Raw genomic sequence first — 22,129 nt, 5'->3', positions numbered from 1 at the left:
CACACGGTTTGTCGACAGCGGTGGCAACACCCGGCTCACGGACAGCGGCGCACAATGGGGGTCTTCCAGATGGAGATCCCCCATGACCGTCGAGATCATCGACCCGGCTACCGGCCAGGTGACCTACCGCCATGAACTGATGGGCGCAGCCGACATCGAGCAGCGCCTGCAGGCCGCTGCCGATGCCTTCCCCGGTTGGGCCGATCGCTCGTTGCAGGATCGCGGTGCCATCCTGCGCCAGATCGCCGCGCAGCTGCGCGCCCGTCGTGATGACCTGCAGCGGGCCATGACCCACGAGATGGGCAAGCTCAAGGCCGAGGCGCTGGCCGAGGTCGACAAGTGCGCTGCCGCCTGCGAGTACTACGCCGACCACGCGGCCGACTATCTCAAGCCGCAGCTGATCGACACCGAAGCCCAGCGCAGCTATGTGCGCTACGAGCCGATCGGCTGTGTGTTCGCGGTGATGCCGTGGAATTTCCCGATCTGGCAGGTGTTCCGTTTCCTGGCCCCGGCGTTCATGGCTGGCAACGTGGCCCTGCTCAAGCACGCCAGCAACGTGCCGCAGTGCGCTGACCTGATCCTGGCGGTGTGCCGTGACGGCGGGCTTCCGGATGGCGTGTTCGATGTACTGCACATCGACAACGACCAGGCTGCCGAGGTGCTGCGCGACGCGCGGGTGAAGGCGGTGACGCTGACCGGCAGCGAGCGGGCAGGGCGCTCGATCGCCTCCAATGCCGGCAGCCAGCTGAAGAAGTCGGTGATGGAACTGGGTGGCAGCGATGCCTTCGTGGTGCTCGACGATGCCGATCTCGACAAGACCGTGGCGGCGGCGGTGAAGTCGCGCTTCGACAACAGCGGGCAGACCTGCATTGCGGCCAAGCGCTTCATCGTGGTCGATGCGGTGGCCGATGACTTCACCCGGCGCTTCGTTGAAGCGGCGGGCCAGCGCCAGTATGGCGATCCAGACGAACGCGGCACCACGCTGGCGCCGATGGCCCGTGCCGACCTGCGCGACGAACTGCACAAGCAGGTGCAGGCCAGCGTGGCCAAGGGCGCGCGGGTGCTGCTGGGTGGTGAGACGATTGCCGGTACACATGCCGGCTATCCGGCGACCGTGCTCGATCAGGTCGGCCCGGGCATGCCGGCCTACGACGAGGAGCTGTTTGGGCCTGTCGCTGCGGTGATCCGGGTCAAGGATGAGGCCGAGGCACTGCGCGTGGCCAACGACACCCGCTTCGGCCTGGGCGGCAGCGTGTGGACGCGCGACCCGGTGCGCGGCGAACGTTTCGCCCAGCGCATGGAATGCGGTGCAGCGTTCGTCAACGCCATCGTCAAGAGCGATGCGCGGTTGCCGTTCGGTGGCAGCAAGCAGTCCGGCTTCGGTCGGGAGCTGGCCGACCACGGCATCCATGAGTTCATGAACATCAAGACCGTTTACGTGGCTTGATGCCGAACGGTAGTGCCGGCCACTGGCCGGCATTGCCTGGTTGCCGGCCAGCGGCCGGCACTACCCAAAGCGCGCTACAACCACTTCGCGCGCTTGAACAACCGATACAGCCCCACGCACACACCGCCCACGCCAACAATCATCAGCGGGTAGGACCACGGCTCGCTCAGCTCCGGCATGTGGCTGAAGTTCATGCCGTACCAGCTGGTGATCAGCGTCGGCGCCGCCAGCAGCGCCGCCCATGCACCCAGCCGCTTGACCGTCTCGCCCTGCGCCAGCGTCACCAGCGACAGGTTCACGCTCAGCGCGGTGCCCAGCATCTCGCGCAGGGTGTCGATCACATCGCTGATGCGTACCGCGTGGTCGTGGACGTCGCGGATGTACAGCTTCACTTCGTCGGGGATCAGTTCGCCCTGGTAGCGGCGCAGCTGCGCCAGTACGTCCTGCAGCGGCGCCACCGCCATCCGCATCTTGTTCAGCTCGCGCTTGAGCTCGTACAGCCGCACCACCGTGCTGCGCTTGTAGGTGTCGGCGAAGATGTCCTTCTCCAGCAGCTCCAGGGTGTCGCGGAAGCGGTGCACGATGGGCAGGTAGTTGTCGACCACGAAGTCGGTCACCGCGTACAGGCAGTACGACGGGCCCATCCTCAGCAGTTGCGGCTCACGTTCCACCCGCGCACGCACTGGCGCGTAGGACAGCGAAGCGCCATGGCGCACCGTCACCAGGAAGCGCGGGCCGAGGAAGGCATGGGTTTCGCCGTACTGGATGCGCTCGTCGACCATCTGCGCGGTGGTCACCACCACGAACATCGAATTGCCGTAGGTCTCGACCTTGGGCCGCTGGTGCGCGTTGCGCGCATCCTCGATGGCCAGGTCGTGCAGGCAGAACTCTTCCTGCAGTTTCAACAGCACATCATCATTGGGGTCGTACAGGCCGACCCAGACGAAGCCATTGCCACTGGCAATGACATCGCTGATGGCGTCCAGGGTGATGTCGTGGCGCCTGCCCTCGTCATCGTAGTGGACGCAGTTGATGACGCAGGCGGGGTTGGCCGAGGCGGGCGCGGCAGCAGAGGCGGGCAATGACATGCCCGCCATCGTGCGTCAGGGCTGTGTTTTGGACAAGTGAGGAGTACGCCCCAGCACCCATGCCAGCGCGACGTGGACGGGCAGCAGCAGCACGATCCACTGCACGTTGTACTGTGCCTGCAGGCTCAGCCAATGCAGCACCAGCGCGGCCACCGCCTGTACCGCCAGCAGCCACAGCACGATCCTGAACATGCGGCCCGGTACGCGCCGGCGCAGCAGGGCGATTGCACCCGGCAGCAGCAGCACCGCAAGCGGCGAGAGCAACAGCAGGTTGCGGTTGGCCCATGCGGCGTAGTGGATGCTGAAGCCCCACAGGAACACCAGCACGCCACCAAACAGGGCGCACAGCAGCCAGAACGGCAGGGCCAGCCCGGCCAGCAGGCGCGGGCGGCTGCGCAGCGCCAGCACGCCGCCGGCCACGATCAGCCCGAGCAGCAGCCATGGCCACCAGCGGCGCGCGAATTCCTTCGGCTCCGCATCGATACGGTGCGGCAGCAGTTCCTGTTCGGACTGCACCAGCGGACGGCCATCGCTGTTACGTGCCTGGCGCAGCGCATCGGCCAGGCGCATCGGCACGAAGGCTTCCTGCCAGCGCGACAGCGGCTGGTCGGCGAACGGTCCAAGGCCTACATCGAAGCCCAGCCACATCCACGGTGCCGGCGACGCCAGGCGCACCGACTCACTGCGGTAGGTGTTGCCGCGCGAGCGCCCCGACAGCTGCGACTGCAGGCCGCCGCCGAGTGCCTTGTCCACCGTGTCGCGCACCATCGTGGCGCAGTTGGCGGTGTAGTAATCGTAGTGGTAGCGCGCGTTTTCCGGCTTGGCCCGCTCGGCCAGGTCGGCAGCCAGCGCACGTGCCTGGTCCGGGCGCAGGTCCAGCCACTGCACGCTGGCACCACGGCCGGTCTCGTCGTAGTACGACAGATCCTGCTGCAGCGGCAGTGCCACCAGGTAATACATCATGTCGCCGCGTGCGAAGCGGCTGATGAAATCATCCTCGGACGGGTCGAAGTAGCCGAAGTTGTACGAGGTTGCCTCGCCGCTGACCGGATCAACCACCACGATGGCGTCATGGCCGAAGCGTTCGAAGAATACCGTGCCCGGCTGCATGGTCACCACGCCGATGCGCGGGGCAGGGGCCTCAGCGTTGGTCGCGGGTACGGCAGGTGTGGCTGCCACCGGCTGCGCGAAGGCGGCCAGCGGCAGGACCATGGCCAGCACGCACAGTGCCAGCCACACCATGAGGATCAGGCCGCGGCGCTTCAAGCGTCGTCCTGCGCGTCCGGCGGCAGCACGGTCACGTGGAAGGCCTGTACCCGGCGCGCATCGGCGCGGGCCACGCGGAACATGAAACGGTCCAGCGCCAGCTCGTCACCGACTTCCGGCAGATGGCCCACGGCCTCGGTGACCAGGCCGCCGATGGTGTCGTAGTCCTCGTCGGAGAACGTCGCGCCGAACCGCTCGTTGAAGTCGCCGATCGGGGTCAGCGCGTCGACCACGTACTGGCCGTCGGACTGGATCGCGATCTGCGCCGAGGGATCTTCAGCCTCGTCATGCTCGTCGTCGATCTCGCCGACGATCTGTTCCAGCACGTCCTCGATGGTGACCAGGCCGGCGACACCGCCGTACTCGTCGACCACGATGGCCATGTGGTTGCGCGACAGGCGGAATTCCTTCAGCAGCACGTTGAGCTTCTTCGCCTCCGGAATCAGTACCGCCGGGCGCAGCAGCTCGCGCACGTTGGCTGGACCGTTGTCGGCGACCACGCCGCGCAGCAGGTCCTTGGCCAGCAGGATGCCAAGGATGTCGTCCTTGTTCTCGCCGTGCACCGGGAAGCGTGAATGGCCGGATTCGACCACCTGCTTCATCAGTTCCAGGAAGGGCGCTTCAACCGGCAGCGAGACCATCTGCGAGCGCGAAATCATCACGTCGCCCACGGTCAGCTCGGCGACCGAAATGGCGCCTTCCATCATCTTCAGGGTATCGGCGGCGATCAGACCCTCTTCCTGCGCGGTGTGCAGGACAGCGACCAGCTCGTCGCGGGTATGGGGTTCGCCGGAGAAGGCGGAGGTCAGGCGTTCAAGCCAGCCGCGCTTCTTTTCACTGTGCTCCGCAGGGGAGCTACTACTGTCGTCTTCTGACATCTCTGGAAAAAAGGCACCCGGCAGGCCGGGCGTTGGCCCAAGTCTAGCAGGATGTGACGGCCTGTCAGTGACTGCCGGTGGCCGGGGCTGGGGCGGCCGTGGCCGGCTCCTCTTCGGGCAGGTCCAGGCTGTAGGTGCAGCCGGCCAGGGTCTTGCCCGGGTGGGAGGCCACGGTGGAGACGCTGAGGATGATCGACTCGATCTGGGCCTCGCCGGTCTTCGGGTCGGTCACGTCGCGGCTGACCAGCTCGCGGCCGGCCATGAACTTGCCGTCCTGGTCGTAGCCGGTCTCCAGCGCCAGGCGCTTGGCCAGTGGGCGTGGGTCGGCCTGGTCGAGGACGGCCATGACGCTGGCGCCGGCCACCGCCAGCCGCTCGGTCTGTTGGCCGAAGACGGTGATCGGGCTGGCCAGCCGGAACTCGCTCATGAACTGGTTGCCCTGCGGTAGCGGCTGCAGGCCCTGGGCCACGGCCTTCAGCGGATCGGCCAGCAGCGGCGCCAGCGCGGCCTGCTCGGCCACGCCCTGGCGGCATTCGATCAGGGCCGGCAGGTCCAGGCTGGTGGCGAAGGCGGAGGGAGCGGCGAGGGCACAGAGCAGGGGCAGGCAGCAGCGCAGTGACACGGTCGGTTTCCGCAGGCGAAGGGCCGCCATCATAGCCCCGGCGAGCGCCTGAACAGCCCGCTGAGAAGGCGCAGGAAACCGGTCATCGCCCGCCGCACGACCATCAGTGAGAGGGTCAGCACGACCGCAAGCATGGCGACCTGCATCGATTGCCCCGCGATGCGCGCCACCGCCGGCCACAGGCCCGGGCTGGTCAGCCAGGGCATCAGTTCCGCTGCGGCGGTCCTGGCCACTTTCATGTAGATCACGGCCAGCACGAACAGCACCAGCAGCGAGGTGCGGCTGGCGTGGAAGAACGGAAGCGCGTTGACCGGCCTGCCAAACCGCTGCTGCAGCAGCGTTCGCCACAGCACCGGCAGGGTCAAGGCACCGACCAGTATCAGCACCATCGACGTTTCCCACAGCCCGGGCAGGTGCGCGGGTTCCGCTCTACCCGTGAGGTGGGGGCCGATCATGCCGATCGCCAGCCCGGCCAGCAGGCACAAAGGCGAGAGCAGGGCCAGGCTGCGCAGCAGCCAGTGCCTGCCGCTGGGGTCGCGGGCGCTGATGCGGCGCACGGTGTAGGCGCCCAGCACCAGCAGGCCGGCGAACAGGCCGGCGCTCATTGCAAACGTCGTGAAGCTGTTTCCCGAGGTCATCCTTGATCCCCTTGTAGTCGTGGCGACGGGCGGTGGCCCGCTCAGCGCTCGCCCGCGTACGGATCGGCGATGCCCAGCTCGGCCAGGATGTCGCGCTCCAACTGCTCCATCGCCTCGGCTTCCTTGTCGTCCTCGTGGTCCCAGCCGAGCAGGTGCAGCACGCCGTGCACGGTCAGGTGCGCGTAGTGGGCGTTGAGCGCCTTGCCCTGTTCGTCGGCCTCGCGCGCCACGACCGGTGCACAGATCACCAGGTCACCCAGCAGCGGGAACTTGACGCCCTTGGGCAGGCCTTCGGGCACTTCGGCCGGGAAGCTGAGCACATTGGTGGCGTAGTCCTTGCCGCGGTAATGGCGGTTCAACGACTGTCCTTCCTTGGCATCGACCACGCGGATGGCCAGATCGGCCTCGCGGATGCGGCCCTTCAACGCGGCGGCCACCCACTTGCGGAAGCTCACTGCCGCCGGCAGGCCGGCACGCGGCAGGGCATAGCTGACGGCGACGTCCAGTCGCACGGGACCACGGGTCATGGAGTTGCTCCAGGTTGGATCTGATGCAGGTCGCGGCGGTCGTAGGCGCTGACGATGCGCGCCACCAGCGGGTGGCGGACCACGTCACGGGATTCGAAGAAGGTGAAGCTGACGCCCTCGACCTCGCGCAGCACGTCGATGGCGTCGCGCAGGCCGGACTTTACATGCTTGGGCAGGTCGGTCTGGGTCAGGTCGCCGGTGACCACCGCAGTGGAGCCGTAGCCCAGGCGGGTCAGGAACATCTTCATCTGCTCGATGGTGGTGTTCTGTGCCTCGTCCAGGATCACGAACGCATCGTTGAGCGTGCGGCCGCGCATGTAGGCCAGCGGCGCGATCTCGATGACGTTCTTCTCCAGCAGCTTGACCACCTTCTCCACGCCCATCATCTCGTACAGGGCGTCGTACAGCGGTCGCAGGTAGGGATCGACCTTCTGGCTCAGGTCGCCGGGCAGGAAGCCCAGCTTCTCGCCGGCCTCCACCGCCGGGCGCACCAGGATCAGGCGCTGCACCCGCGATTCGTTCAGTGCTTCGACCGCGCTGGCCACGGCCAGGAAGGTCTTGCCGGTACCGGCCGGGCCGATGCCGAAGTTGATGTCGTGGGTGGCGATCTGGTGCAGGTAGCGGCCCTGGTTGGCGCCGCGGCCGCGCACCGTGCCGCGCTTGACCTTGATCGCCACGTCCTGCGCTTCATAGGAGCGCTCGGCGATCTGCTCGACATTGGCCTGCGCCAGGCGCAGATGGATGGCGTGGTTGTCGAAGGTGGTTTCGCCGGCTTCGGCGTACAGCGCTTCAACCAGCTTCTGCGCCTCGACGATGGCTTCGTTGGGCCCGCTGATGCGGAACACGAAGCCACGATTTGCGATCTCCACGCCGAGCTTCAGCTCGATCTGGCGCAGGTGCCCGTCGAAGGGGCCGCACAGGTTGGCCAGTCGCTCGTTGTCTTCCGGCGACAGGGTGAAGTCTCGATGATCGATGCTTTTCATTGCTTGGGGTGGGGCGGACGCCTTCCACCGCAGTGTATTCAGGGAGGACAAGGGTAGCGCGCGTGCGGGGCACACGGCCAGCAGACGGTCGATACAGCGTTTTCCACACCCGGTGTGGACGGGGTGCGCGGAAACCTGTGGATAGACCTTCGCAATGCTTGTGCCACAAGGCCCATGAGGTCCTGGTGAAAAAAGCGTCATGGTCGCTCGTCGCCGCGGCAGCACTGCCACGGGTGGCCTGCACGGGGGCATTCATCGTGATGGCAGTGCAGGTTTCGTTGCCGGGCGAGCAACAACGCCACGTCCTGCCGGATTTCCACAACGGTTGTGGAATGATGCCGAATCAACCTGTGGATAGGTGGTGCGGAGCCTTGCAGCAAAAGGCTTGCCCGCGCGTGGTGAAAAAACCGTCAGGGCTGATCGGAATCATTGAGGGTGCACGGGGCACATGGCACCGTGTCGCCGTCGCAGGAGGGGATGGCATGGGCATCGGCAACGGGATGCGTGGAATCGGACTGGCGGGCATCGGCCTGCTGGCGGGGTGTGGGCAGTCAACGCCGACTGCACTGGGCACGCTGGAGTGGGACCGGATCACGGTGCCGGCGCCGGCGGCCGAAGTGATCGCCACGGTGGAGGTGCGCGAGGGCCAGCAGGTCAAGGCCGGGGCCGTGCTGATGCAGCTGGATCCGGCGCGCGGAGACGCGCAGTTCGCCGCAGCGCAGGCTGATACGGCGCGCGCGCAGGCGCAGCTGGAAGAACTGCAGATCGGCCCACGCCAGGAGCAGATCGCGCAGGCCCAGGCACAACTGGCCGCGTTGCGCGCACAGGCTGCCGAAGCAAGTGCCTATTACCGACGGGTCCAGCCGTTGGCACAGCAGCGCTTGATTGCCGCCGCTGAGCTGGATCGTGCACGTGCCGCCGCCGGCAATGCCGAGGCCAGCGTGCGTGCTGCCGAGCAGGCCTGGCTGGAGCGGGTGCACGGCAGCCGTGTGCAGGATATCGCCCAGGGCCAGGCCGCCGCCGATGCCGCGCAGGCGCAACAGGTAGTGCAGGCCGTGAACCTGCAGAAGTTGCAATTGCGTGCGCCGCGCGATGGCGTGGTCGATGCCTTGCCTTACCGGCAGGGCGACCAGGCGCCGGTCGGCGCGCCACTGGCGGTGATGCTGGTCGGCGAGCGCCCCTATGCACGCGTCTACCTGCCGCAGCCGCTGCGCCTGCAGGTCAAGGTCGGACAGGCCGCGCAGATACAGCTGGAAGGAGGCAGCACGGTGCTGACGGGGCACGTGCGTGCGATCCGCAGCGAACCGTCGTTCACGCCGTACTACGCACTGACCGGTGATGACGTCGAGCGCCTGAGCTATCTTGCCGAGATTGAAGTGGACGGGAACAGCGACATGCAGAAGCTGCCAGCGGGTCTTCCGGTACAGGTGCGCTTCTGAACACCGGTGCGGACATCGCGGTGCATGCGCAGGGCCTGACCCGCCGCTTCGGCGATCTGCTGGCCGTGGACAATGTCGACCTGACCGTGCCGCGTGGCCAGGTCTATGGCTTCCTGGGCCCGAACGGGTCGGGCAAGTCAACCACCATCCGCATGCTGTGCGGCCTGCTGGAACCCAGTGCCGGGCAGATCGAGGTGCTGGGGCTGGCGGTTCCCGAGCAGGCCGAGGCACTGCGCCGGCGCATCGGCTACATGACCCAGCGCTTCTCGTTGTATGAAGACCTTTCGGTGCGCGAGAACCTCGAATTCCTCGCCGCCATCCAGGATCTGCCACGCGCGCAGGCCCGGCAGCGGGTCGATAGTTTGCTGCAGCAGTACCGGTTGCAGGACCGCCAACCACAACTGGCCGGCACGCTCAGTGGTGGGCAGAAGCAGCGCCTCGCCCTGGCGGGTGCCGTGGTGCATTCGCCCGAACTGCTGTTCCTGGACGAGCCGACCAGCGCGGTCGACCCGGAATCGCGCCGCGATTTCTGGGAGGCCCTGTTCGAGCTGGCTGATGCGGGCACCACGGTGCTGGTATCGACCCACTACATGGACGAAGCCGAGCGCTGCCACCGGCTGGCGATCCTCGATAGAGGCGCGCTGGTTGCCGACGGCACGCCGACCGAGCTCTGTGCACGGCTGGACGGCCGCACGTTGCAGGTCACGTCGGCGCAGCCGCGTCAGGCCAGCCGTGCGCTGGCTGAGCTGCCCGGCGTGTTGAGCGTGGCGCAGATCGGTACCCAGTTGCGCGTGCTGTGCAGCGAAGGGGCCGCCGATACGCCAGCGTTGCGGCGTGCGCTGGCCAGCGCCGATCCGCAGGCCCGCATCGAGGCGGTGGCGCCGAACCTGGAAGACGTATTCGTCGCCGCTACCCGCGGCCGTGGCCGGGAGCCGGCGGCATGAACCTGCGCCGGCTGTGGGCGATCATGCTCAAGGAGCTGCGGCAGCTGCGCCGCGACCGCATCACGCTGGCGATGATCGTCGGCATTCCGGTGATGCAGCTGCTGCTCTTCGGCTATGCGATCAATCTCAACCTGCGCCACCTCGACGCCGGTGTCGCCGACCAGGCCAACAGTGCCGCCTCGCGCGCGCTGGTGCAGGACATGGTCGCCACCGGCGTGATCACACCGCGCAGCGAAGCCTACACGCCCGACCAGTTGATGCAGGCGCTGCGCCATGGCGAAATCAGTGTCGGCATCGTAGTGCCGGCCGACTTCGAGCGTCGTCGCTTCGATGGACGCGCGGCGGTGCAGGTGCTGGTTGATGGCAGCGACACCGTGGTGCAGAGCGCGGCGATCCAGCTGGCGCAGGTGCCGCTGGAGACGCGGCCGACCAGCAACACGCGGCCGCTGCGCGAAGGCAGCATTGGCGGTGGTCCAATCAGCGTGACCAGCTTCTACAACCCGCAGCGGCGTTCGGCAGTGAACATCGTGCCGGGCCTGATCGGGGTGATCCTGACCATGACCCTGGTGATGTTCACGGCGGTGGCGGTGGTGCGCGAACGCGAGCGCGGCAACATGGAACTACTGATCGCCACGCCGGTGTCGCGCAGCGAACTGATGGTCGGCAAGGTGCTGCCCTATGCGGCCATCGGTCTGCTGCAGACCACGCTGGTATTGGTGCTGGGCACCTGGCTGTTCCAGGTGCCGATCCGCGGCAGCCTGCTCGATATCTACCTGGCTGCGGTACTGCTGGTGCTGGCCAACCTGGCGCTGGGCCTGCTGATTTCCACGCGCGCTCGCTCGCAGTTCCAGGCGATGCAGATGACGTTGTTCCTGTTCCTGCCGTCGATCCTGCTGTCGGGCTTCATGTTCCCGTTTGCGGGCATGCCGCGGCCGGTGCAATGGCTGGCCGAGGTGCTGCCGCTGACCCATTTCCTTCGCCTGGTGCGCGGGATCATGCTGCGCGGCGCCTCGCTGTGGGAACTATGGCACGACGCGCTGGCGCTGCTGGCCTTCATCGTGGTGATGATGACACTGGCGATCCTGCGTTTCCGCAAGCGGCTGGATTAGGAAATGCCGACCAACGGTCGGCACACCCTAACCTTATTCCGCCACCACCCGCGCGCGCAGCGAATTGGTCAACGCTTCGGTGATCACCACATCCACGAACTGGCCGATCAACCGTGCCGGCGCCGGGAAGTTCACCGAACGCATGTTCTCGGTCTTGCCGGTCAGCTCGTTCGGGTTCTTGCGCGAGGGCCCTTCCACCAGCACGGTCTGCACGGTGCCGACCATCTTCTCGGAGATGCCGGCGGCATGCGCATTGATGCGCTCCTGCAGGCGCGACAGGCGCGCATGCTTCTCGACATCGCTGATCGTGTCCTCCAGGTCGGCGGCCGGGGTGCCAGGGCGACGCGAATAGATGAAGGAGAAGCTGTGGTCGAAGCCGATGTCTTCGATCAGCTTCATGGTCTTCTCGAAGTCGGCATCGGTCTCGCCGGGGAAGCCGACGATGAAGTCCGAGCTGATCGAGATGTCCGGGCGCACTGCGCGCAGCTTGCGGATCTTCGACTTGAATTCCAGCGCGGTGTAGCCGCGCTTCATCGCCGACAGTACGCGGTCGCTGCCGGCCTGCACCGGCAGGTGCAGGAAGTTGGCCAGCTGCGGCACGTCGCGGAACGCATCGATCAGCGAATCGCTGAACTCCAGCGGGTGCGAGGTGGTGAAGCGGATGCGGCCGACGCCATCAATCTCGGCGATGGTGCGGATCAGCAGGCCGAGGTCGGCGAATTCGCCATCCCCATAGGGCCCACGGTAGGCGTTGACGTTCTGGCCGAGCAGGTTGATCTCGCGCACGCCCTGCGCGGCCAGCTGGGCCACTTCCACCACCACGTCCTCGAACGGGCGGCTGACTTCGGTGCCGCGGGTGTAGGGCACCACGCAGAACGAGCAGTACTTCGAGCAGCCTTCCATGATCGATACGAACGCCGAAGCGCCTTCGGCGCGCGGTTCCGGCAGGCGGTCGAACTTCTCGATTTCGGGGAAGCTGATGTCCACCTGCGGGCGCTTCTGCTCGCGCCGGGCGCGGATCAGCTCCGGCAGTCGGTGCAGGGTCTGCGGCCCGAACACCAGGTCGACGAACGGCGCGCGCTTGATGATCGCTTCCCCTTCCTGCGAGGCTACGCAGCCGCCCACGCCGATGATGACCTCACGGCCCTTGTTCTTCAGGCCCTTCCAGACGCCGAGCTGGCTGAACACCTTCTCCTGCGCCTTTTCGCGGATGGAACAGGTGTTGACCAGGATGACGTCGGCGTCGTCCGGGCTGTCGGTCAGTTCCAGGCCATCGCTGGCGGCAAGCACGTCGGCCATCTTGGCCGAGTCGTACTCGTTCATCTGGCAACCGTGGGTCTTGATGTACAGCTTGCCCTTGACCTGGTCGGGCTTGCGCGGACCAGCGGGCAGGGCAACAAGCGGGGTGCCGCCCGGCGTGGCGGGCGGAAAGACGTCTGGCGTCCCGGTCATGGCGCTTAATCCATTCGGGTGGCGGGAAAGCGGGCAATTCTACCCGCATCCCGGCGCGGGCGCCGGCCCAGTAGAGCCAGGCCAAGCCTGGCTGCATTCATCCACGCATGGCATGGATCTACTGGAATTCCGGGTCCGCCCCCTGGTAACGCCGGGCCGCGCCCGGCGGCACGCCTCAGGCCGCCACCAGCTCCGCATCGATCTGTCGCGAACGCTCGAACGCGGTCATCGCGCCGATCCTTGCGACATAGTCCTTGGTGGCCGGGGCCAGCTGCAGCAGGCCGAAATCACTGGTCCAGCCCAGCGCATTGCCCCACAGCACGTCGGCGGCGCTCATCGTCTCGCCGAGCAGGTACGGCCCCTGTGCCAGCTGGGCCTCGATCACCTGCAGCACGGTCTCGGCGTCGTTGTAGGGCGACATCAGGCGCGGCGGCGGCTCGCGATGCATCGCCTTGTCGATCATCGCCGGCTCGAAACAGGCGCCATAGAAGGCCATCCAGCGCAGGTAGGGGCCACGCAGGGTGTCACCGATCGGCGGGGCCAGCCCGGCTTCCGGGTACAGGTCGGCCAGGTACAGGTAGATCGCCACCTGTTCGGTTACCAGCGCGCCGTTGTGGACGATGGCCGGCACCTTGCCCATCGGGTTGATGGCCAGATAGGCCGGGGCGAGGTTGGCGCCGGCCTTCAGGTCCAGCACCTGCATACGGTAGTCGGCACCCAGCGCTTCGAGCAGGGCCACGGCGCCGCTCGAGCGGGAACGGGCGGCGTGGTACAGGGTGATCTGGCGTGAATTCATGGCATTGCTCCTTGCGGTGGGTGGTGAACTGGAGGTCATCCTGAGGCACTATTGCGGACGACTTCTGTCCTCGATCCTTCATGCGCCATACCGCCCATCGACTGCTGCGCCTGATCGCCCTGCTGCAGGCCCGCCGTCAGTGGTCCGGGGCCGAGCTCGCCGAGCGCATGGGCGTGGACCGGCGCAGCATCCGCCGTGACATCGAGCGCCTGCGCGAACTGGGCTATCCGGTCCAGGCCTCGTCCGGGGTTGGCGGCGGCTACCAGCTCGGGGCAGGGGCGCCGGTGCTGCCGATGCTGCTGGACGAGGAGGAGGCGACCACCCTGGCGATCGCCCTGCGTGCCGCGTCCGCGACCGTCGCCGGCATCGACGACACCGCTCGTGGCCTGTTGTCCAAGCTCGACCCGCTGGTGCCGACCCGTCGCCGCCAACAGGCCGGCGAGGTGCATGCGGCGACGGCTACCCTGTCCGACCTTCCGTCCACCGACGCACGCCTGCTCGGACGGCTGGCCCAGCACTGCCGGCAGGCCTCGCGGCTGGCCTTTGAATACCGCAGTGCACAGGATGCGGTGACCCAGCGCGAGGTCGAGGCCCAGCACCTGGTCAATTACGGGCGGCGCTGGTATCTGCTGGCCTGGGACCTGGGCCGGCAGGACTGGCGCACCCTGCGCGTGGACCGGATGGGCGCGGTACGTGAGTGCTCCGAGCCGGGCATGCACCGGCGCACCCCGGCGCCGCCGGACGTGATGGTGCGGCAGGCGGTCAGCCAGGCCCCGTTCGCGCTGCAGGCCATCATCCGCCTGGCCGGCAGCCGCGCCGAGCTGGAAGGTCGCATTCCGCCCTGGTGCGGGGTGCTGGAGGCGGACGGTGCCGAGCACTGCCTGCTGCGCATGGGGGCCGAGAGCCGGGGCATGATGCTGGCGCAGATCCTCAGCCTGGACCGCGTGCCGGTGGCGCTGTGGACCACGCCGCCGGGCCTGCGCGACGAACTGGCCCAGCGCCTGGCCGGGCTGGGCCAGGTGCTGGCTGTGCCGCCGGTCACAGGCTGAGCCACATCGCTTGGCAAGCCCCGGCGAAGCTGGGACACTCGCCGCCATGAAGGGGATACTGGGGACAACGGCGATCATCATCGCTGCGCTGACCGCTGCGCCGGCCAGCGCTGGAACCCTGTACAAGTGCCAGGGGCCTGATGGCGTCACCAGTTATGTGAGCAAGCGGGTGGCGGGTGCGCGCTGCAGCACCATCAGCTACAGCCGCGACACCCGTCCGGCGCCACGCCCGGTGGTGGCCGCGCCCAGGCCGGCGCCGGCCACGGTGGCCAGCATCGAACGCAACCCGGTTGCCGTTGCCGCCAGCGCCGCCACGCCGGTAACGGTCGCGCCTGCGCCTGCTGCAGCCGCGCCTGCAGCTGCTCCGGCACAGCCGGTCGCCTCGCGCGCCGGGCGCATGGTCAGCGGCCAGGTCTATTCCTTCATGAAGGATGGCGTGCGCCACTACACCAGTGCGCGCCCGACCCAGGTCGCCAACCTCGGCCCGGTCAGGACCATCCGCTACAGTTTCATGGAGCGCTGCTACGCATGCGGGGTCAATCCACGCGTGGACTTCGGCACCGTGCGCCTGAACACCTCGGCCTTCCAGACCGAGATCACCTCGGCCGCGCGCGAGTTCGGCGTGGAGGAGGCGGTGGTGCGGGCCATCATCCATGCCGAGTCGGCCTACAACCCGACCGCGCTCAGCCGTGCCGGTGCGCAGGGCCTGATGCAGTTGATGCCGCCAACCGCCGCGCGCTTCGGCGTCAGTGACTCCTACGATGCCGGGCAGAACATCCGCGGCGGCGTGCAGTATCTTGCGTGGTTGTTGAAGCGCTTCAATGGCGACCTGACCCTTGCCGCAGCCGGCTACAACGCTGGCGAAGGCGCGGTCGACCGCCACGGTGGCGTACCGCCTTACAGCGAAACCCAGTACTACGTGCGTCGGGTCGGGCAGCTGGCCGAGCGTTACCGCACCGCATTGACGCACCAGTAGTGCCGGCCGCTGGCCGGCAATCCCTGGGCAATGGCCGGTACTGACCGGCCGCTGGCCGGCAACCCCGCAATCAATGTTGTTGCAATGCGTTGTGTGGCGCGCGACGGTTCCGCTACACTCGACCGTGATTCAATGCGGCTCTGGCCCCCACCGGATCCGCTGGCAGCCTTAAAGCTACCTAATCAATATCGGAGTGCCGGATGGCCAACGATGGGGTACACGATCCAGTCAACACCGGACGTCGGCGTTTTCTTTCTGCCACCACAGCCGTGGTGGGCGCCGTCGGCGTCGGATTCACCGCAGTTCCTTTCATCAAATCCTGGAACCCCAGTGCCCGCGCCAAGCTTGCCGGCGCACCGGTGGTGGCCGACATCAGCGCCCTGCAGGAAGGCCAACGCCTGATCGTGGAATGGCGTGGCCAGCCGATCTGGATCGTCAAACGGTCCAAGGCGATCCTCGATGCGCTGCACGGGCTGGACGGCCGTCTCAAGGACCCCGAGTCCGGCGAGAAGGACCAGCAGCCGGAGTACGTGCTGAAGCAGAACCCCGAGCTGCGCTCGATCAAGCCGGATATTTCCGTGCTGGTCGGCCTGTGCACGCACCTGGGCTGCTCGCCGGAGATGGTGGCCGAGATCCGGCCTGAGCCCTACGACCCGCAGTGGAAGGGCGGCTACTTCTGCCCCTGCCACAAGTCGCGCTTCGACATGTCCGGCCGCGTCTTCAAGGACGTGCCGGCGCCGATCAACCTGAAGGTGCCCGCGCACCACTACCAGGACGACAACACCATCATCATCGGTGTCGATCCGCAGGGGGCTGCCTGATGGCCAATATCCTCAGCCGTACCGCCAGCGGCGTGGCCGACTGGGTCAATGCGCGCGCGCCCGGCCTGATGCCGGTCTACCGCAAGCACGTCAGCGAGTATTACGCGCCGAAGAACTTCAATATCTGGTACTACTTCGGTTCGCTGGCGCTGCTGGTACTGGTCAACCAGATCGTCACCGGCATCTTCCTGACGATGCACTACAAGACCAACGCCGCCGAGGCGTTCGGCTCCATCGAATACATCATGCGTGATGTGGAGTGGGGCTGGCTGATCCGCTACATGCACTCCACCGGTGCCTCGCTGTTCTTCATCGTGGTCTACCTGCACATGTTCCGCGGCCTGCTGTACGGCAGCTACCAGAAGCCGCGCGAGCTGGTGTGGATCCTGGGCATGCTGATCTACCTGGTGCTGATGGCCGAAGCGTTCATGGGCTACGTGCTGCCGTGGGGCCAGATGTCGTTCTGGGGCGCCAAGGTGATCATCTCGCTGTTCGGCGCGATACCGGTGATCGGCAACGGCTTGACCGAGTGGATCATGGGCGACTACCTGCCCAGTGACGCCACGCTCAACCGCTTCTTCGCGCTGCACGTCATCGCACTGCCGCTGGTGCTGTTGTTGCTGGTGGTGCTGCACCTGGGTGCACTGCACGAAGTGGGGTCGAACAACCCGGACGGCGTGGAGATCAAGAAGGGGCCGAAGGGCAACCGCTGGTCGCCGAACGCACCGGCCGACGGCATTCCGTTCCATCCGTACTACACGCTCAAGGATGGTGTCGGCGCCGGCTTCCTGCTGATCATCGCCGCCTTCATCATCTTCTTCGCACCTGCATTCGGTGGCCTGTTCCTGGAGCACGACAACTTCACCGAGGCCAATCGCCTGGTGACCCCCGAGCACATCAAGCCGGTCTGGTACTACACGCCGTACTACGCGATGTTGCGCGTGGTGCCGAACAAGCTGGGCGGCGTGCTGGTGATGTTCTCGGCCATCGCCATCCTGTTCCTGGTGCCGTGGCTGGACCGCGCGCGGGTGAAGTCCTACCGCTACCGTGGCCTGCTCTCGAAGGTGCTGCTGGGGGTGTTCGCGGTGTGCTTCGTCTGGCTGGGCGTGATCGGCTCCGGCCCGGGCACCGACGCGCACGAGACCTATGTCGGGCGGGTGCTGACCTTCCTGTATTTCGCGTTCTTCATCACCATGCCGCTATGGACAAGGTTGGACAGGACCAAACCGGTACCGGAGAGGGTGACCACCCATGACTGAACGCTGGATGGTCCGGCTGGCCCTGACGGCCGCCCTGATGCTGGGCAGTTTCCTGGCCTCCGCCGCCGAAGGCGGCACCAAGCTGCTGCAGGCCGGCAACGACCTGGGCGACCGCGCGTCGCTGCAGCGCGGCGCGCAGCTGTACATGAACTACTGCTCCGGCTGCCATGCGCTGAAGTACCTGCGCTATTCGCGGATGGCGCAGGACCTGGGCCTGACCGAGGAAGAGGTGATGAACAACCTCAACTTCACCGGCTCGGCGATCGGCGATCCGATCCCGGTGGCGATGCCCAAGGAGAATGCCGAGAAGTGGTTCGGCAAGATGCCGCCGGACCTCAGCCTGATCTCGCGCGTGCGGGGCAGTGACTGGGTGTACACCTACCTCAAGTCGTTCTACCTGGACAGCAGCCGGCCGCTGGGCTGGAACAACGCGCTGTTCGCCAACGCGTCCATGCCCAACCCGCTGTGGGAAATGCAGGGTCTGCAGCATGCCGTGCATGGCAAGCCGGAGGCGCCGGGCATGGATCCGCCGGTGACCGGCCTGCGCCTGGAAACGCCAGGCAACGTCGATGCCGGACAGTACGACCAGGCAGTGCGGGACATCACCAACTTCCTTGAATATGCCGGCGAACCGGCCGCGCTCAAGCGCCAGCAGCTGGGCGTGTGGGTGATCCTGTTCCTGGCCCTGCTGACCTTCCTGCTGTATCTGTTGAAGAAGGAATACTGGAAGGACGTTCACTGAATCTGCCGCCGACCATCGCACGGGCCTATTGGCTTTTGTGATGGTCGGTTGCACACTCGGGGAGGAGTCGATCGCTGGCACGGTGCCGGCGGCGCCGATGCGGCAGGCGGTCTCCTGTCGTGGGAGAGCCTTTGATGGCGGCGAGCGTACGCATGCGCAATACACTGACGCTGTTTTCCTCGAACGACGATGTGCTGTGCCACCGTGTACGCCTGGTCCTGGCGGCCAAGGGTGTGACCTTCGACTTCGTTCCGGTCGATCCACAGAACCCGCCTGAAGACCTGATCGACCTCAATCCGTACCACTCGGTGCCGACCCTGGTCGAACGCGAACTGGTGCTCTACGCCGCGTCGGTGGTCAGCGAATACCTGGACGAGCGCTACCCGCATCCGCCGCTGATGCCGGTCGACCCGCTGTCGCGTGCGCGCATCCGCCTGGCCATGCTGCGCATCGAGCACGACTGGGTGCCGCAGGTGCAGGCCATCCAGCTGGGCAACAAGACCCAGGCCGAGGCCGGCCGCAAGCGCCTGAAGGAACTGCTGACCGCGTCGCTGCCGCTGTTCAAGGCCAGCAAGTTCTTCCTCAACCCGGAAATGAGCCTGGCCGACTGCGCGATGGCGCCGATCATCTGGCGCCTGCAGTCGCTGGATGTGCCGCTGCCGAAGGACGGCAAGGCGATTGAAGACTACGGCAACCGCATCTTCCGCCATCCGGGTTTTGTCCGCAGCCTGACCGACCAGGAAAAGAAACTGCGCGATCTGCCGGGCTGATCCCGTCTTGCCTTACCCGTCTGCACGCCGACCGGCGTGCAGACGATCCGCCCCGGCAGGGCGCCGGGCGCGTACACTTCACGCATGACCGAAGACTTCTTCCACATGACCAGCCACCGCCCGTACCTGCTGCGGGCGCTGGTGGAATGGATCAACGACAACCAGCTGACCCCGCACATCCTGGTCGACGCCGGCGTCCCCGGCGTGCAGGTCCCGCCTTCGGCGGTCAAGGATGGCCGGGTTGTGCTCAACATCGCCGAACGTGCTGTCGTGCGGCTGATGATCGACAACGAGATGGTGAGCTTCTCGGCGCGCTTCTCCGGTACCAGCTACCCGGTACAGGTGCCGATCAGCGCCGTGCTGGCCGTCTATGCCCGCGAGACCGGGCAGGGCATGGCATTGCCGGATGACATTCCGGGCAACGAAACCGCGCCGGCCAGCGACGAGCTGCTGCACGAGGAAGGCACGCCGCCGGACGATACGCCGCCGGCCAGTCCGCCGCCGAAGGGGCGCCCGAACCTGCGCGTGGTCAAGTAATGTTTCCGACGCCGCCCCGATGGGCGGCGTTTTCCTTTGCAGGATTTACCGGTGGGTGCCGATGCAGGATTTACCGGTAGGTGCCGACCGTTGGTCGGCACTCAAAGCCCCTACACATCCTCGGCATCGTCCACATCCGCGCGGATCTGGCTGATCCGCGCCGCGCCCGGGCCAGTGAATGAGATCAGCTGGTCGCCGCGCAGCACCATGCGGCCCACGTGGCGATCGATGCCATCGTAGGAGTACTCGAACTTGAAGGTGCGCTCGAAACCGAGCCGGCCATCCTCGCCGCGCGACAGGCGCAGGCCGGTGGCGTGCACTGCCTGGTCCAGCCATTGCACATCGGCGGCGCGGCAGGCATTGCGGCCCAGCTCAACGGCGCGCTCGGCGGCCGAACGTGCGGCATTCCAGAAGAAATAGATGATTCCGCCGGCAATCAGCAACAGCAGCAGGGTGGGCATGGCGTCAGCCGTCAGAGGTCGATCCCGCAAAGATGGCGGCGAACGCGCGCTGGATCAAGCGCCTGGCATCAGCGCGTTGGTTGTGGGCCAGTTGAGACTGGTTGAGGCGGTATGACGACCGGTTGCGGCGCAGGCATGGGCTGCATTGGCGTCGCAGTGGGCGACGGCATCACCAGCGGCGCCGTGGCGGTCAACTGCAGCAGCGCCGCCCAGTCCTGGCGGTTGAAGCTGCATTCGTCCTCGCGGCCCGGCGTGCAGCTCGGGTCGATGCCGGTGCTGTTGCGTTCGCGCGCCGGAGGCAGCTTGATCAGCCCCGTACGATCCAGCTGCAGCAACCGCATCGCCACGGTGTTCATGACGTTGCCACCGACCAGGTACAGGGTCTGGTCACCGCCAAGATTGGCCGCTACCACCACTTCGCAATGCGATTTCCAGTGGCCCACCGAGCCTTTGCCCAGCGCCTGCACCAGCCCGCTGTAGCTGAGCGTGGTGCTGCGGTCGCGCAGGAAGCACAGCAGATCGCCTGGCGCGGGTTTGGCGGTGGCCGGGTCGACCAGCCGGTACGGCACGCCCGAGGGACCGCCCTGGTACGCGGCGCGGATGTAGTCGATATGGCGTGGTGACGTGTTGAAGCCGGGCACACCGGCGCGCACCATCACCCAGGAAATGAAAGCGGCCGACCACGGGTTGTCGACCAGGAAGGCGCGGCAGTCGCTGTCGGTGTAGCGCGTACCCAGCGGTGCCAGACAGCTGCTGGCGCCGGCGATGCTGCCCATTGCGTTGAGCGTGCCGCTGTCGCGCCAGTAACCGGCCACGCGCTGCCAGGCGATCAGGCCGTTGTCGGCCAGGTGATCACGTTCGGCTTCGGTGACGCTGAGGCTGGCGGCGCGGCCATCGCGATCAATGAAGGGCCGGAACCACAGCCGGTGCTCGTTGCAGGCGGTGTTGCGGATGGCTACCGCCAGCGGACTCAGGCCGAAGCGGGGCGGTACATCGCAGGCTTCGGCCGCCGCTGCGGACAACGGCGCCGCGGCCAGCAGCAGGCAGGCAGGCAAGAGCATCCGGCGCATGCGCGGCTCCTGTGGGGGATGCCGGCAGCGTCGCAGCGCTGTCGTGAACGCCGGGTGTGAGAACGGGGTCAGATCCCTTTCCCATGGAAAAGGGAGCTGACCCCGGGCCAGGCCTCAGCCCGGCGGCGGGCCGAGCTTCAGCGACAGATCGATCGCCTGCACGTGCTTGGTCAGGCCGCCGATGGAGATGCAGTCGACGCCATCCTCGGCGATCGAGCGCAGGCCACCCAGGCCGACGCTGCCGGAGACTTCCAGCGGAATGCGGCCGGCGGTGATGCGCACCGCCTCGCGCCGCAGGTCGGGACTGAAGTCGTCCAGCAGGATGCGCTCGCAACCGGCTTCAAGCGCCTGGCGCAGCTGTGCCAGGTCCTCCACCTCGACCACCAGCGGCAGCGCGGGCCACTGTCGGCGTGCGGCGGCGACCGCCGCGGCCAGCGAACCGGCGGCGCGGATGTGGTTCTCCTTCAGCATCACCGTGTCGTACAGGCCGAAGCGGTGGTTCTCGCCACCGCCGCAGCGCACCGCGTACTTCTGCGCCAGACGCAGGCCGGGCAGGGTCTTGCGGGTATCGAGGATGCGCGTGCCGGTACCGGCCACGGCCGCCACGTAGCGTGCGGTGGTCGTGGCGGTGCCGGACAGCGTCTGCAGGAAGTTCAGCGAGGTGCGTTCGGCGCTGACCAGGCTGCGGCTGCGCCCATGCAGCAGGGCCAGCACGGTGCCGGCGGTGACGGCATCGCCTTCGGAGATACGCCATTCAATGCGTACTTCGGGGTCGAGCGCGCGATGTGTAGCGTCAAACCAGGGGCGCCCGGCGATCACCGCATCCTGCTTGCACAGCAGGTAGGCGCTGTCGGCCTGGTCGGGCAACAGGGCGGCGGTGACGTCACCGCTGCCCAGGTCCTCGGCCAGCGCACGCGCGACATCGGCGGCGACAACGGCCGCATCCGGCGTCGGCAGCGCGCTCATGCGGCCGGGAAGTCGGCGATCTGGGCGGTGGGGATGGCTTCCTCGGCCAGCAGCACCGGGATGCCGTCGTCAACGCGGAACACCTGCTTGCGGTCGCGGGTGACCAGTGCTTCGCGCAGCGGCTGCGCCAGCGGGTTGCCATCGGCCTTGTTCACCGCGCCGGCGGAAATGGCCTTGTTGAGGGCTTCCAGACCCTTGCCATCCAGCAGGGACAGGGGCTGGCGGGTGTCCGGCGACACCAGCAGGTCGAGCAGCTTGCGATCCATGGTTCTTCGTCTTGCGTGGAAGA

General features: G+C 67.0%; 24 protein-coding genes. 11 read left to right on the top strand and 13 right to left on the bottom strand.

What is annotated here, in order from left to right; translation table 11 throughout:
• Positions 1-82 precede the first annotated feature (82 nt).
• Positions 83-1,447 carry an NAD-dependent succinate-semialdehyde dehydrogenase gene (locus EKL94_RS10300; RefSeq protein WP_126929016.1) on the top strand — a complete coding sequence of 455 codons (1,365 nt, stop codon included), beginning with the start codon at positions 83-85 and terminating at the stop codon, positions 1,445-1,447.
• A 74-nt stretch (positions 1,448-1,521) separates the two neighbouring features.
• Here EKL94_RS10300 and EKL94_RS10295 read toward each other — a convergent pair whose 3' ends face one another.
• From EKL94_RS10295 to EKL94_RS10265, 7 genes are all read right to left on the bottom strand, one after another.
• Positions 1,522-2,544 carry a magnesium and cobalt transport protein CorA gene (locus tag EKL94_RS10295; protein ID WP_126929015.1) on the bottom strand — a complete coding sequence of 341 codons (1,023 nt, stop codon included), beginning with the start codon at positions 2,542-2,544 and terminating at the stop codon, positions 1,522-1,524.
• A 6-nt stretch (positions 2,545-2,550) separates the two neighbouring features.
• Positions 2,551-3,801: a lipoprotein N-acyltransferase Lnb domain-containing protein gene (locus tag EKL94_RS10290; RefSeq protein ID WP_126929014.1), complete on the bottom strand. Its 1,251-nt coding sequence runs from the start codon at positions 3,799-3,801 to the stop codon at positions 2,551-2,553.
• Complete coding sequence (locus tag EKL94_RS10285) at positions 3,798-4,679, bottom strand: CorC family transporter (RefSeq protein WP_005408827.1); 882 nt, start codon at positions 4,677-4,679, stop codon at positions 3,798-3,800. The genes EKL94_RS10290 and EKL94_RS10285 overlap by 4 nt, the downstream gene beginning before the upstream one ends.
• 64 nt (positions 4,680-4,743) lie before the next feature.
• Entirely contained in the window at positions 4,744-5,331 is a 588-nt protein-coding gene (locus EKL94_RS10280) for a hypothetical protein (protein WP_185830015.1), read from the bottom strand.
• Positions 5,331-5,939 carry a hypothetical protein gene (locus EKL94_RS10275; protein ID WP_126929012.1) on the bottom strand — a complete coding sequence of 203 codons (609 nt, stop codon included), beginning with the start codon at positions 5,937-5,939 and terminating at the stop codon, positions 5,331-5,333. The genes EKL94_RS10280 and EKL94_RS10275 overlap by 1 nt, the downstream gene beginning before the upstream one ends.
• A 41-nt stretch (positions 5,940-5,980) precedes the next feature.
• Positions 5,981-6,466: an rRNA maturation RNase YbeY gene (ybeY, locus tag EKL94_RS10270; RefSeq protein ID WP_019659039.1), complete on the bottom strand. Its 486-nt coding sequence runs from the start codon at positions 6,464-6,466 to the stop codon at positions 5,981-5,983.
• Positions 6,463-7,449, bottom strand: a complete 987-nt coding sequence (locus EKL94_RS10265) for a PhoH family protein (protein WP_005415936.1) — start codon at positions 7,447-7,449, stop codon at positions 6,463-6,465. The genes ybeY and EKL94_RS10265 overlap by 4 nt, the downstream gene beginning before the upstream one ends.
• Positions 7,450-7,931: 482 nt before the next feature.
• Between EKL94_RS10265 and EKL94_RS10260 the strand changes: the two genes are divergently transcribed.
• From EKL94_RS10260 to EKL94_RS10250, 3 genes are read left to right on the top strand one after another with little or no spacing between them, the layout of a single operon-like run.
• Complete coding sequence (locus tag EKL94_RS10260) at positions 7,932-8,888, top strand: HlyD family secretion protein (protein WP_126929011.1); 957 nt, start codon at positions 7,932-7,934, stop codon at positions 8,886-8,888.
• 20 nt (positions 8,889-8,908) lie between these two features.
• Positions 8,909-9,832: an ABC transporter ATP-binding protein gene (locus EKL94_RS10255; RefSeq protein ID WP_126929010.1), complete on the top strand. Its 924-nt coding sequence runs from the start codon at positions 8,909-8,911 to the stop codon at positions 9,830-9,832.
• Positions 9,829-10,941, top strand: a complete 1,113-nt coding sequence (locus tag EKL94_RS10250; protein ID WP_126929009.1) for an ABC transporter permease — start codon at positions 9,829-9,831, stop codon at positions 10,939-10,941. The genes EKL94_RS10255 and EKL94_RS10250 overlap by 4 nt, the downstream gene beginning before the upstream one ends.
• Before the next feature lie 33 nt (positions 10,942-10,974).
• On the opposite strand, the gene miaB is transcribed toward EKL94_RS10250, so the two are convergent.
• Positions 10,975-12,393, bottom strand: coding sequence for a tRNA (N6-isopentenyl adenosine(37)-C2)-methylthiotransferase MiaB (gene miaB / locus EKL94_RS10245; RefSeq protein ID WP_126929008.1), 1,419 nt, complete (start codon positions 12,391-12,393; stop codon positions 10,975-10,977).
• A gap of 175 nt (positions 12,394-12,568) precedes the next feature.
• Positions 12,569-13,189, bottom strand: coding sequence for a glutathione S-transferase family protein (locus EKL94_RS10240; protein ID WP_126929007.1), 621 nt, complete (start codon positions 13,187-13,189; stop codon positions 12,569-12,571).
• A gap of 80 nt (positions 13,190-13,269) precedes the next feature.
• Between EKL94_RS10240 and EKL94_RS10235 the strand changes: the two genes are divergently transcribed.
• From EKL94_RS10235 to EKL94_RS10205, 7 genes are all read left to right on the top strand, one after another.
• The gene (locus EKL94_RS10235; protein WP_126929006.1) at positions 13,270-14,238 is read left to right on the top strand and encodes a helix-turn-helix transcriptional regulator; all 969 of its coding nucleotides are present in this window, start codon (positions 13,270-13,272) and stop codon (positions 14,236-14,238) included.
• Between the two features lie 46 nt (positions 14,239-14,284).
• Positions 14,285-15,214, top strand: a complete 930-nt coding sequence (locus EKL94_RS10230; RefSeq protein WP_126929005.1) for a lytic transglycosylase domain-containing protein — start codon at positions 14,285-14,287, stop codon at positions 15,212-15,214.
• A 200-nt stretch (positions 15,215-15,414) separates the two neighbouring features.
• Positions 15,415-16,035: a ubiquinol-cytochrome c reductase iron-sulfur subunit gene (gene petA / locus EKL94_RS10225; RefSeq protein WP_010486121.1), complete on the top strand. Its 621-nt coding sequence runs from the start codon at positions 15,415-15,417 to the stop codon at positions 16,033-16,035.
• Positions 16,035-17,294, top strand: a complete 1,260-nt coding sequence (locus EKL94_RS10220; protein ID WP_053442777.1) for a cytochrome b — start codon at positions 16,035-16,037, stop codon at positions 17,292-17,294. Before petA ends, EKL94_RS10220 begins: the two co-directional genes overlap by 1 nt.
• A complete protein-coding gene (locus tag EKL94_RS10215) occupies positions 17,287-18,036 on the top strand; it encodes a cytochrome c1 (protein ID WP_049463567.1) in 750 nt (249 codons plus the stop codon). Before EKL94_RS10220 ends, EKL94_RS10215 begins: the two co-directional genes overlap by 8 nt.
• 134 nt (positions 18,037-18,170) lie before the next feature.
• Positions 18,171-18,806, top strand: coding sequence for a glutathione S-transferase N-terminal domain-containing protein (locus EKL94_RS10210; RefSeq protein ID WP_032128879.1), 636 nt, complete (start codon positions 18,171-18,173; stop codon positions 18,804-18,806).
• Between the two features lie 84 nt (positions 18,807-18,890).
• Complete coding sequence (locus EKL94_RS10205) at positions 18,891-19,343, top strand: ClpXP protease specificity-enhancing factor (RefSeq protein ID WP_126929004.1); 453 nt, start codon at positions 18,891-18,893, stop codon at positions 19,341-19,343.
• A gap of 110 nt (positions 19,344-19,453) precedes the next feature.
• Here the strand turns inward: EKL94_RS10205 and EKL94_RS10200 are convergent, their stop codons facing one another.
• From EKL94_RS10200 to EKL94_RS10185, 4 genes are all read right to left on the bottom strand, one after another.
• A complete protein-coding gene (locus EKL94_RS10200) occupies positions 19,454-19,804 on the bottom strand; it encodes a DUF3301 domain-containing protein (protein WP_005408844.1) in 351 nt (116 codons plus the stop codon).
• Positions 19,805-19,872: 68 nt separating this feature from the next.
• The gene (locus EKL94_RS10195) at positions 19,873-20,874 is read right to left on the bottom strand and encodes a DUF2272 domain-containing protein (RefSeq protein WP_126929003.1); all 1,002 of its coding nucleotides are present in this window, start codon (positions 20,872-20,874) and stop codon (positions 19,873-19,875) included.
• Positions 20,875-20,988: 114 nt separating this feature from the next.
• Positions 20,989-21,840, bottom strand: coding sequence for a carboxylating nicotinate-nucleotide diphosphorylase (gene nadC, locus EKL94_RS10190; RefSeq protein ID WP_126929002.1), 852 nt, complete (start codon positions 21,838-21,840; stop codon positions 20,989-20,991).
• Entirely contained in the window at positions 21,837-22,106 is a 270-nt protein-coding gene (locus EKL94_RS10185; protein ID WP_005408847.1) for a Trm112 family protein, read from the bottom strand. The genes nadC and EKL94_RS10185 overlap by 4 nt, the downstream gene beginning before the upstream one ends.
• Between the last annotated feature and the right edge of the window lie 23 nt (positions 22,107-22,129).

The sequence above is a fragment of the Stenotrophomonas maltophilia genome (genome assembly GCF_003970865.1).
Taxonomy (GTDB): domain Bacteria; phylum Pseudomonadota; class Gammaproteobacteria; order Xanthomonadales; family Xanthomonadaceae; genus Stenotrophomonas; species Stenotrophomonas maltophilia_AR.
The sequence above is the reverse complement of the archived record's forward strand: the minus strand, read 5'-3'. Positions and strand labels throughout refer to the sequence as shown.

What these genes read in the sequence shown, in the direction of transcription:
- EKL94_RS10230 (WP_126929005.1), top strand. Translation starts at nt 14,285, where the DNA reads ATGAAGGGGATACTGGGGACAACGGCGATCATCATCGCTGCGCTGACC.
- EKL94_RS10210 (WP_032128879.1), top strand. Translation starts at nt 18,171, where the DNA reads ATGGCGGCGAGCGTACGCATGCGCAATACACTGACGCTGTTTTCCTCG.
- EKL94_RS10280 (WP_185830015.1), bottom strand. Translation starts at nt 5,331, where the DNA reads ATGGCGGCCCTTCGCCTGCGGAAACCGACCGTGTCACTGCGCTGCTGC.
- EKL94_RS10300 (WP_126929016.1), top strand. Translation starts at nt 83, where the DNA reads ATGACCGTCGAGATCATCGACCCGGCTACCGGCCAGGTGACCTACCGC.
- EKL94_RS10295 (WP_126929015.1), bottom strand. Translation starts at nt 2,544, where the DNA reads ATGGCGGGCATGTCATTGCCCGCCTCTGCTGCCGCGCCCGCCTCGGCC.
- miaB (WP_126929008.1), bottom strand. Translation starts at nt 12,393, where the DNA reads ATGACCGGGACGCCAGACGTCTTTCCGCCCGCCACGCCGGGCGGCACC.
- EKL94_RS10205 (WP_126929004.1), top strand. Translation starts at nt 18,891, where the DNA reads ATGACCGAAGACTTCTTCCACATGACCAGCCACCGCCCGTACCTGCTG.
- EKL94_RS10285 (WP_005408827.1), bottom strand. Translation starts at nt 4,679, where the DNA reads ATGTCAGAAGACGACAGTAGTAGCTCCCCTGCGGAGCACAGTGAAAAG.
- EKL94_RS10220 (WP_053442777.1), top strand. Translation starts at nt 16,035, where the DNA reads ATGGCCAATATCCTCAGCCGTACCGCCAGCGGCGTGGCCGACTGGGTC.
- ybeY (WP_019659039.1), bottom strand. Translation starts at nt 6,466, where the DNA reads ATGACCCGTGGTCCCGTGCGACTGGACGTCGCCGTCAGCTATGCCCTG.
- EKL94_RS10215 (WP_049463567.1), top strand. Translation starts at nt 17,287, where the DNA reads ATGACTGAACGCTGGATGGTCCGGCTGGCCCTGACGGCCGCCCTGATG.
- nadC (WP_126929002.1), bottom strand. Translation starts at nt 21,840, where the DNA reads ATGAGCGCGCTGCCGACGCCGGATGCGGCCGTTGTCGCCGCCGATGTC.
- EKL94_RS10275 (WP_126929012.1), bottom strand. Translation starts at nt 5,939, where the DNA reads ATGACCTCGGGAAACAGCTTCACGACGTTTGCAATGAGCGCCGGCCTG.
- EKL94_RS10250 (WP_126929009.1), top strand. Translation starts at nt 9,829, where the DNA reads ATGAACCTGCGCCGGCTGTGGGCGATCATGCTCAAGGAGCTGCGGCAG.
- EKL94_RS10265 (WP_005415936.1), bottom strand. Translation starts at nt 7,449, where the DNA reads ATGAAAAGCATCGATCATCGAGACTTCACCCTGTCGCCGGAAGACAAC.
- EKL94_RS10195 (WP_126929003.1), bottom strand. Translation starts at nt 20,874, where the DNA reads ATGCGCCGGATGCTCTTGCCTGCCTGCCTGCTGCTGGCCGCGGCGCCG.
- EKL94_RS10240 (WP_126929007.1), bottom strand. Translation starts at nt 13,189, where the DNA reads ATGAATTCACGCCAGATCACCCTGTACCACGCCGCCCGTTCCCGCTCG.
- EKL94_RS10260 (WP_126929011.1), top strand. Translation starts at nt 7,932, where the DNA reads ATGGGCATCGGCAACGGGATGCGTGGAATCGGACTGGCGGGCATCGGC.
- EKL94_RS10185 (WP_005408847.1), bottom strand. Translation starts at nt 22,106, where the DNA reads ATGGATCGCAAGCTGCTCGACCTGCTGGTGTCGCCGGACACCCGCCAG.
- EKL94_RS10200 (WP_005408844.1), bottom strand. Translation starts at nt 19,804, where the DNA reads ATGCCCACCCTGCTGCTGTTGCTGATTGCCGGCGGAATCATCTATTTC.
- petA (WP_010486121.1), top strand. Translation starts at nt 15,415, where the DNA reads ATGGCCAACGATGGGGTACACGATCCAGTCAACACCGGACGTCGGCGT.
- EKL94_RS10235 (WP_126929006.1), top strand. Translation starts at nt 13,270, where the DNA reads ATGCGCCATACCGCCCATCGACTGCTGCGCCTGATCGCCCTGCTGCAG.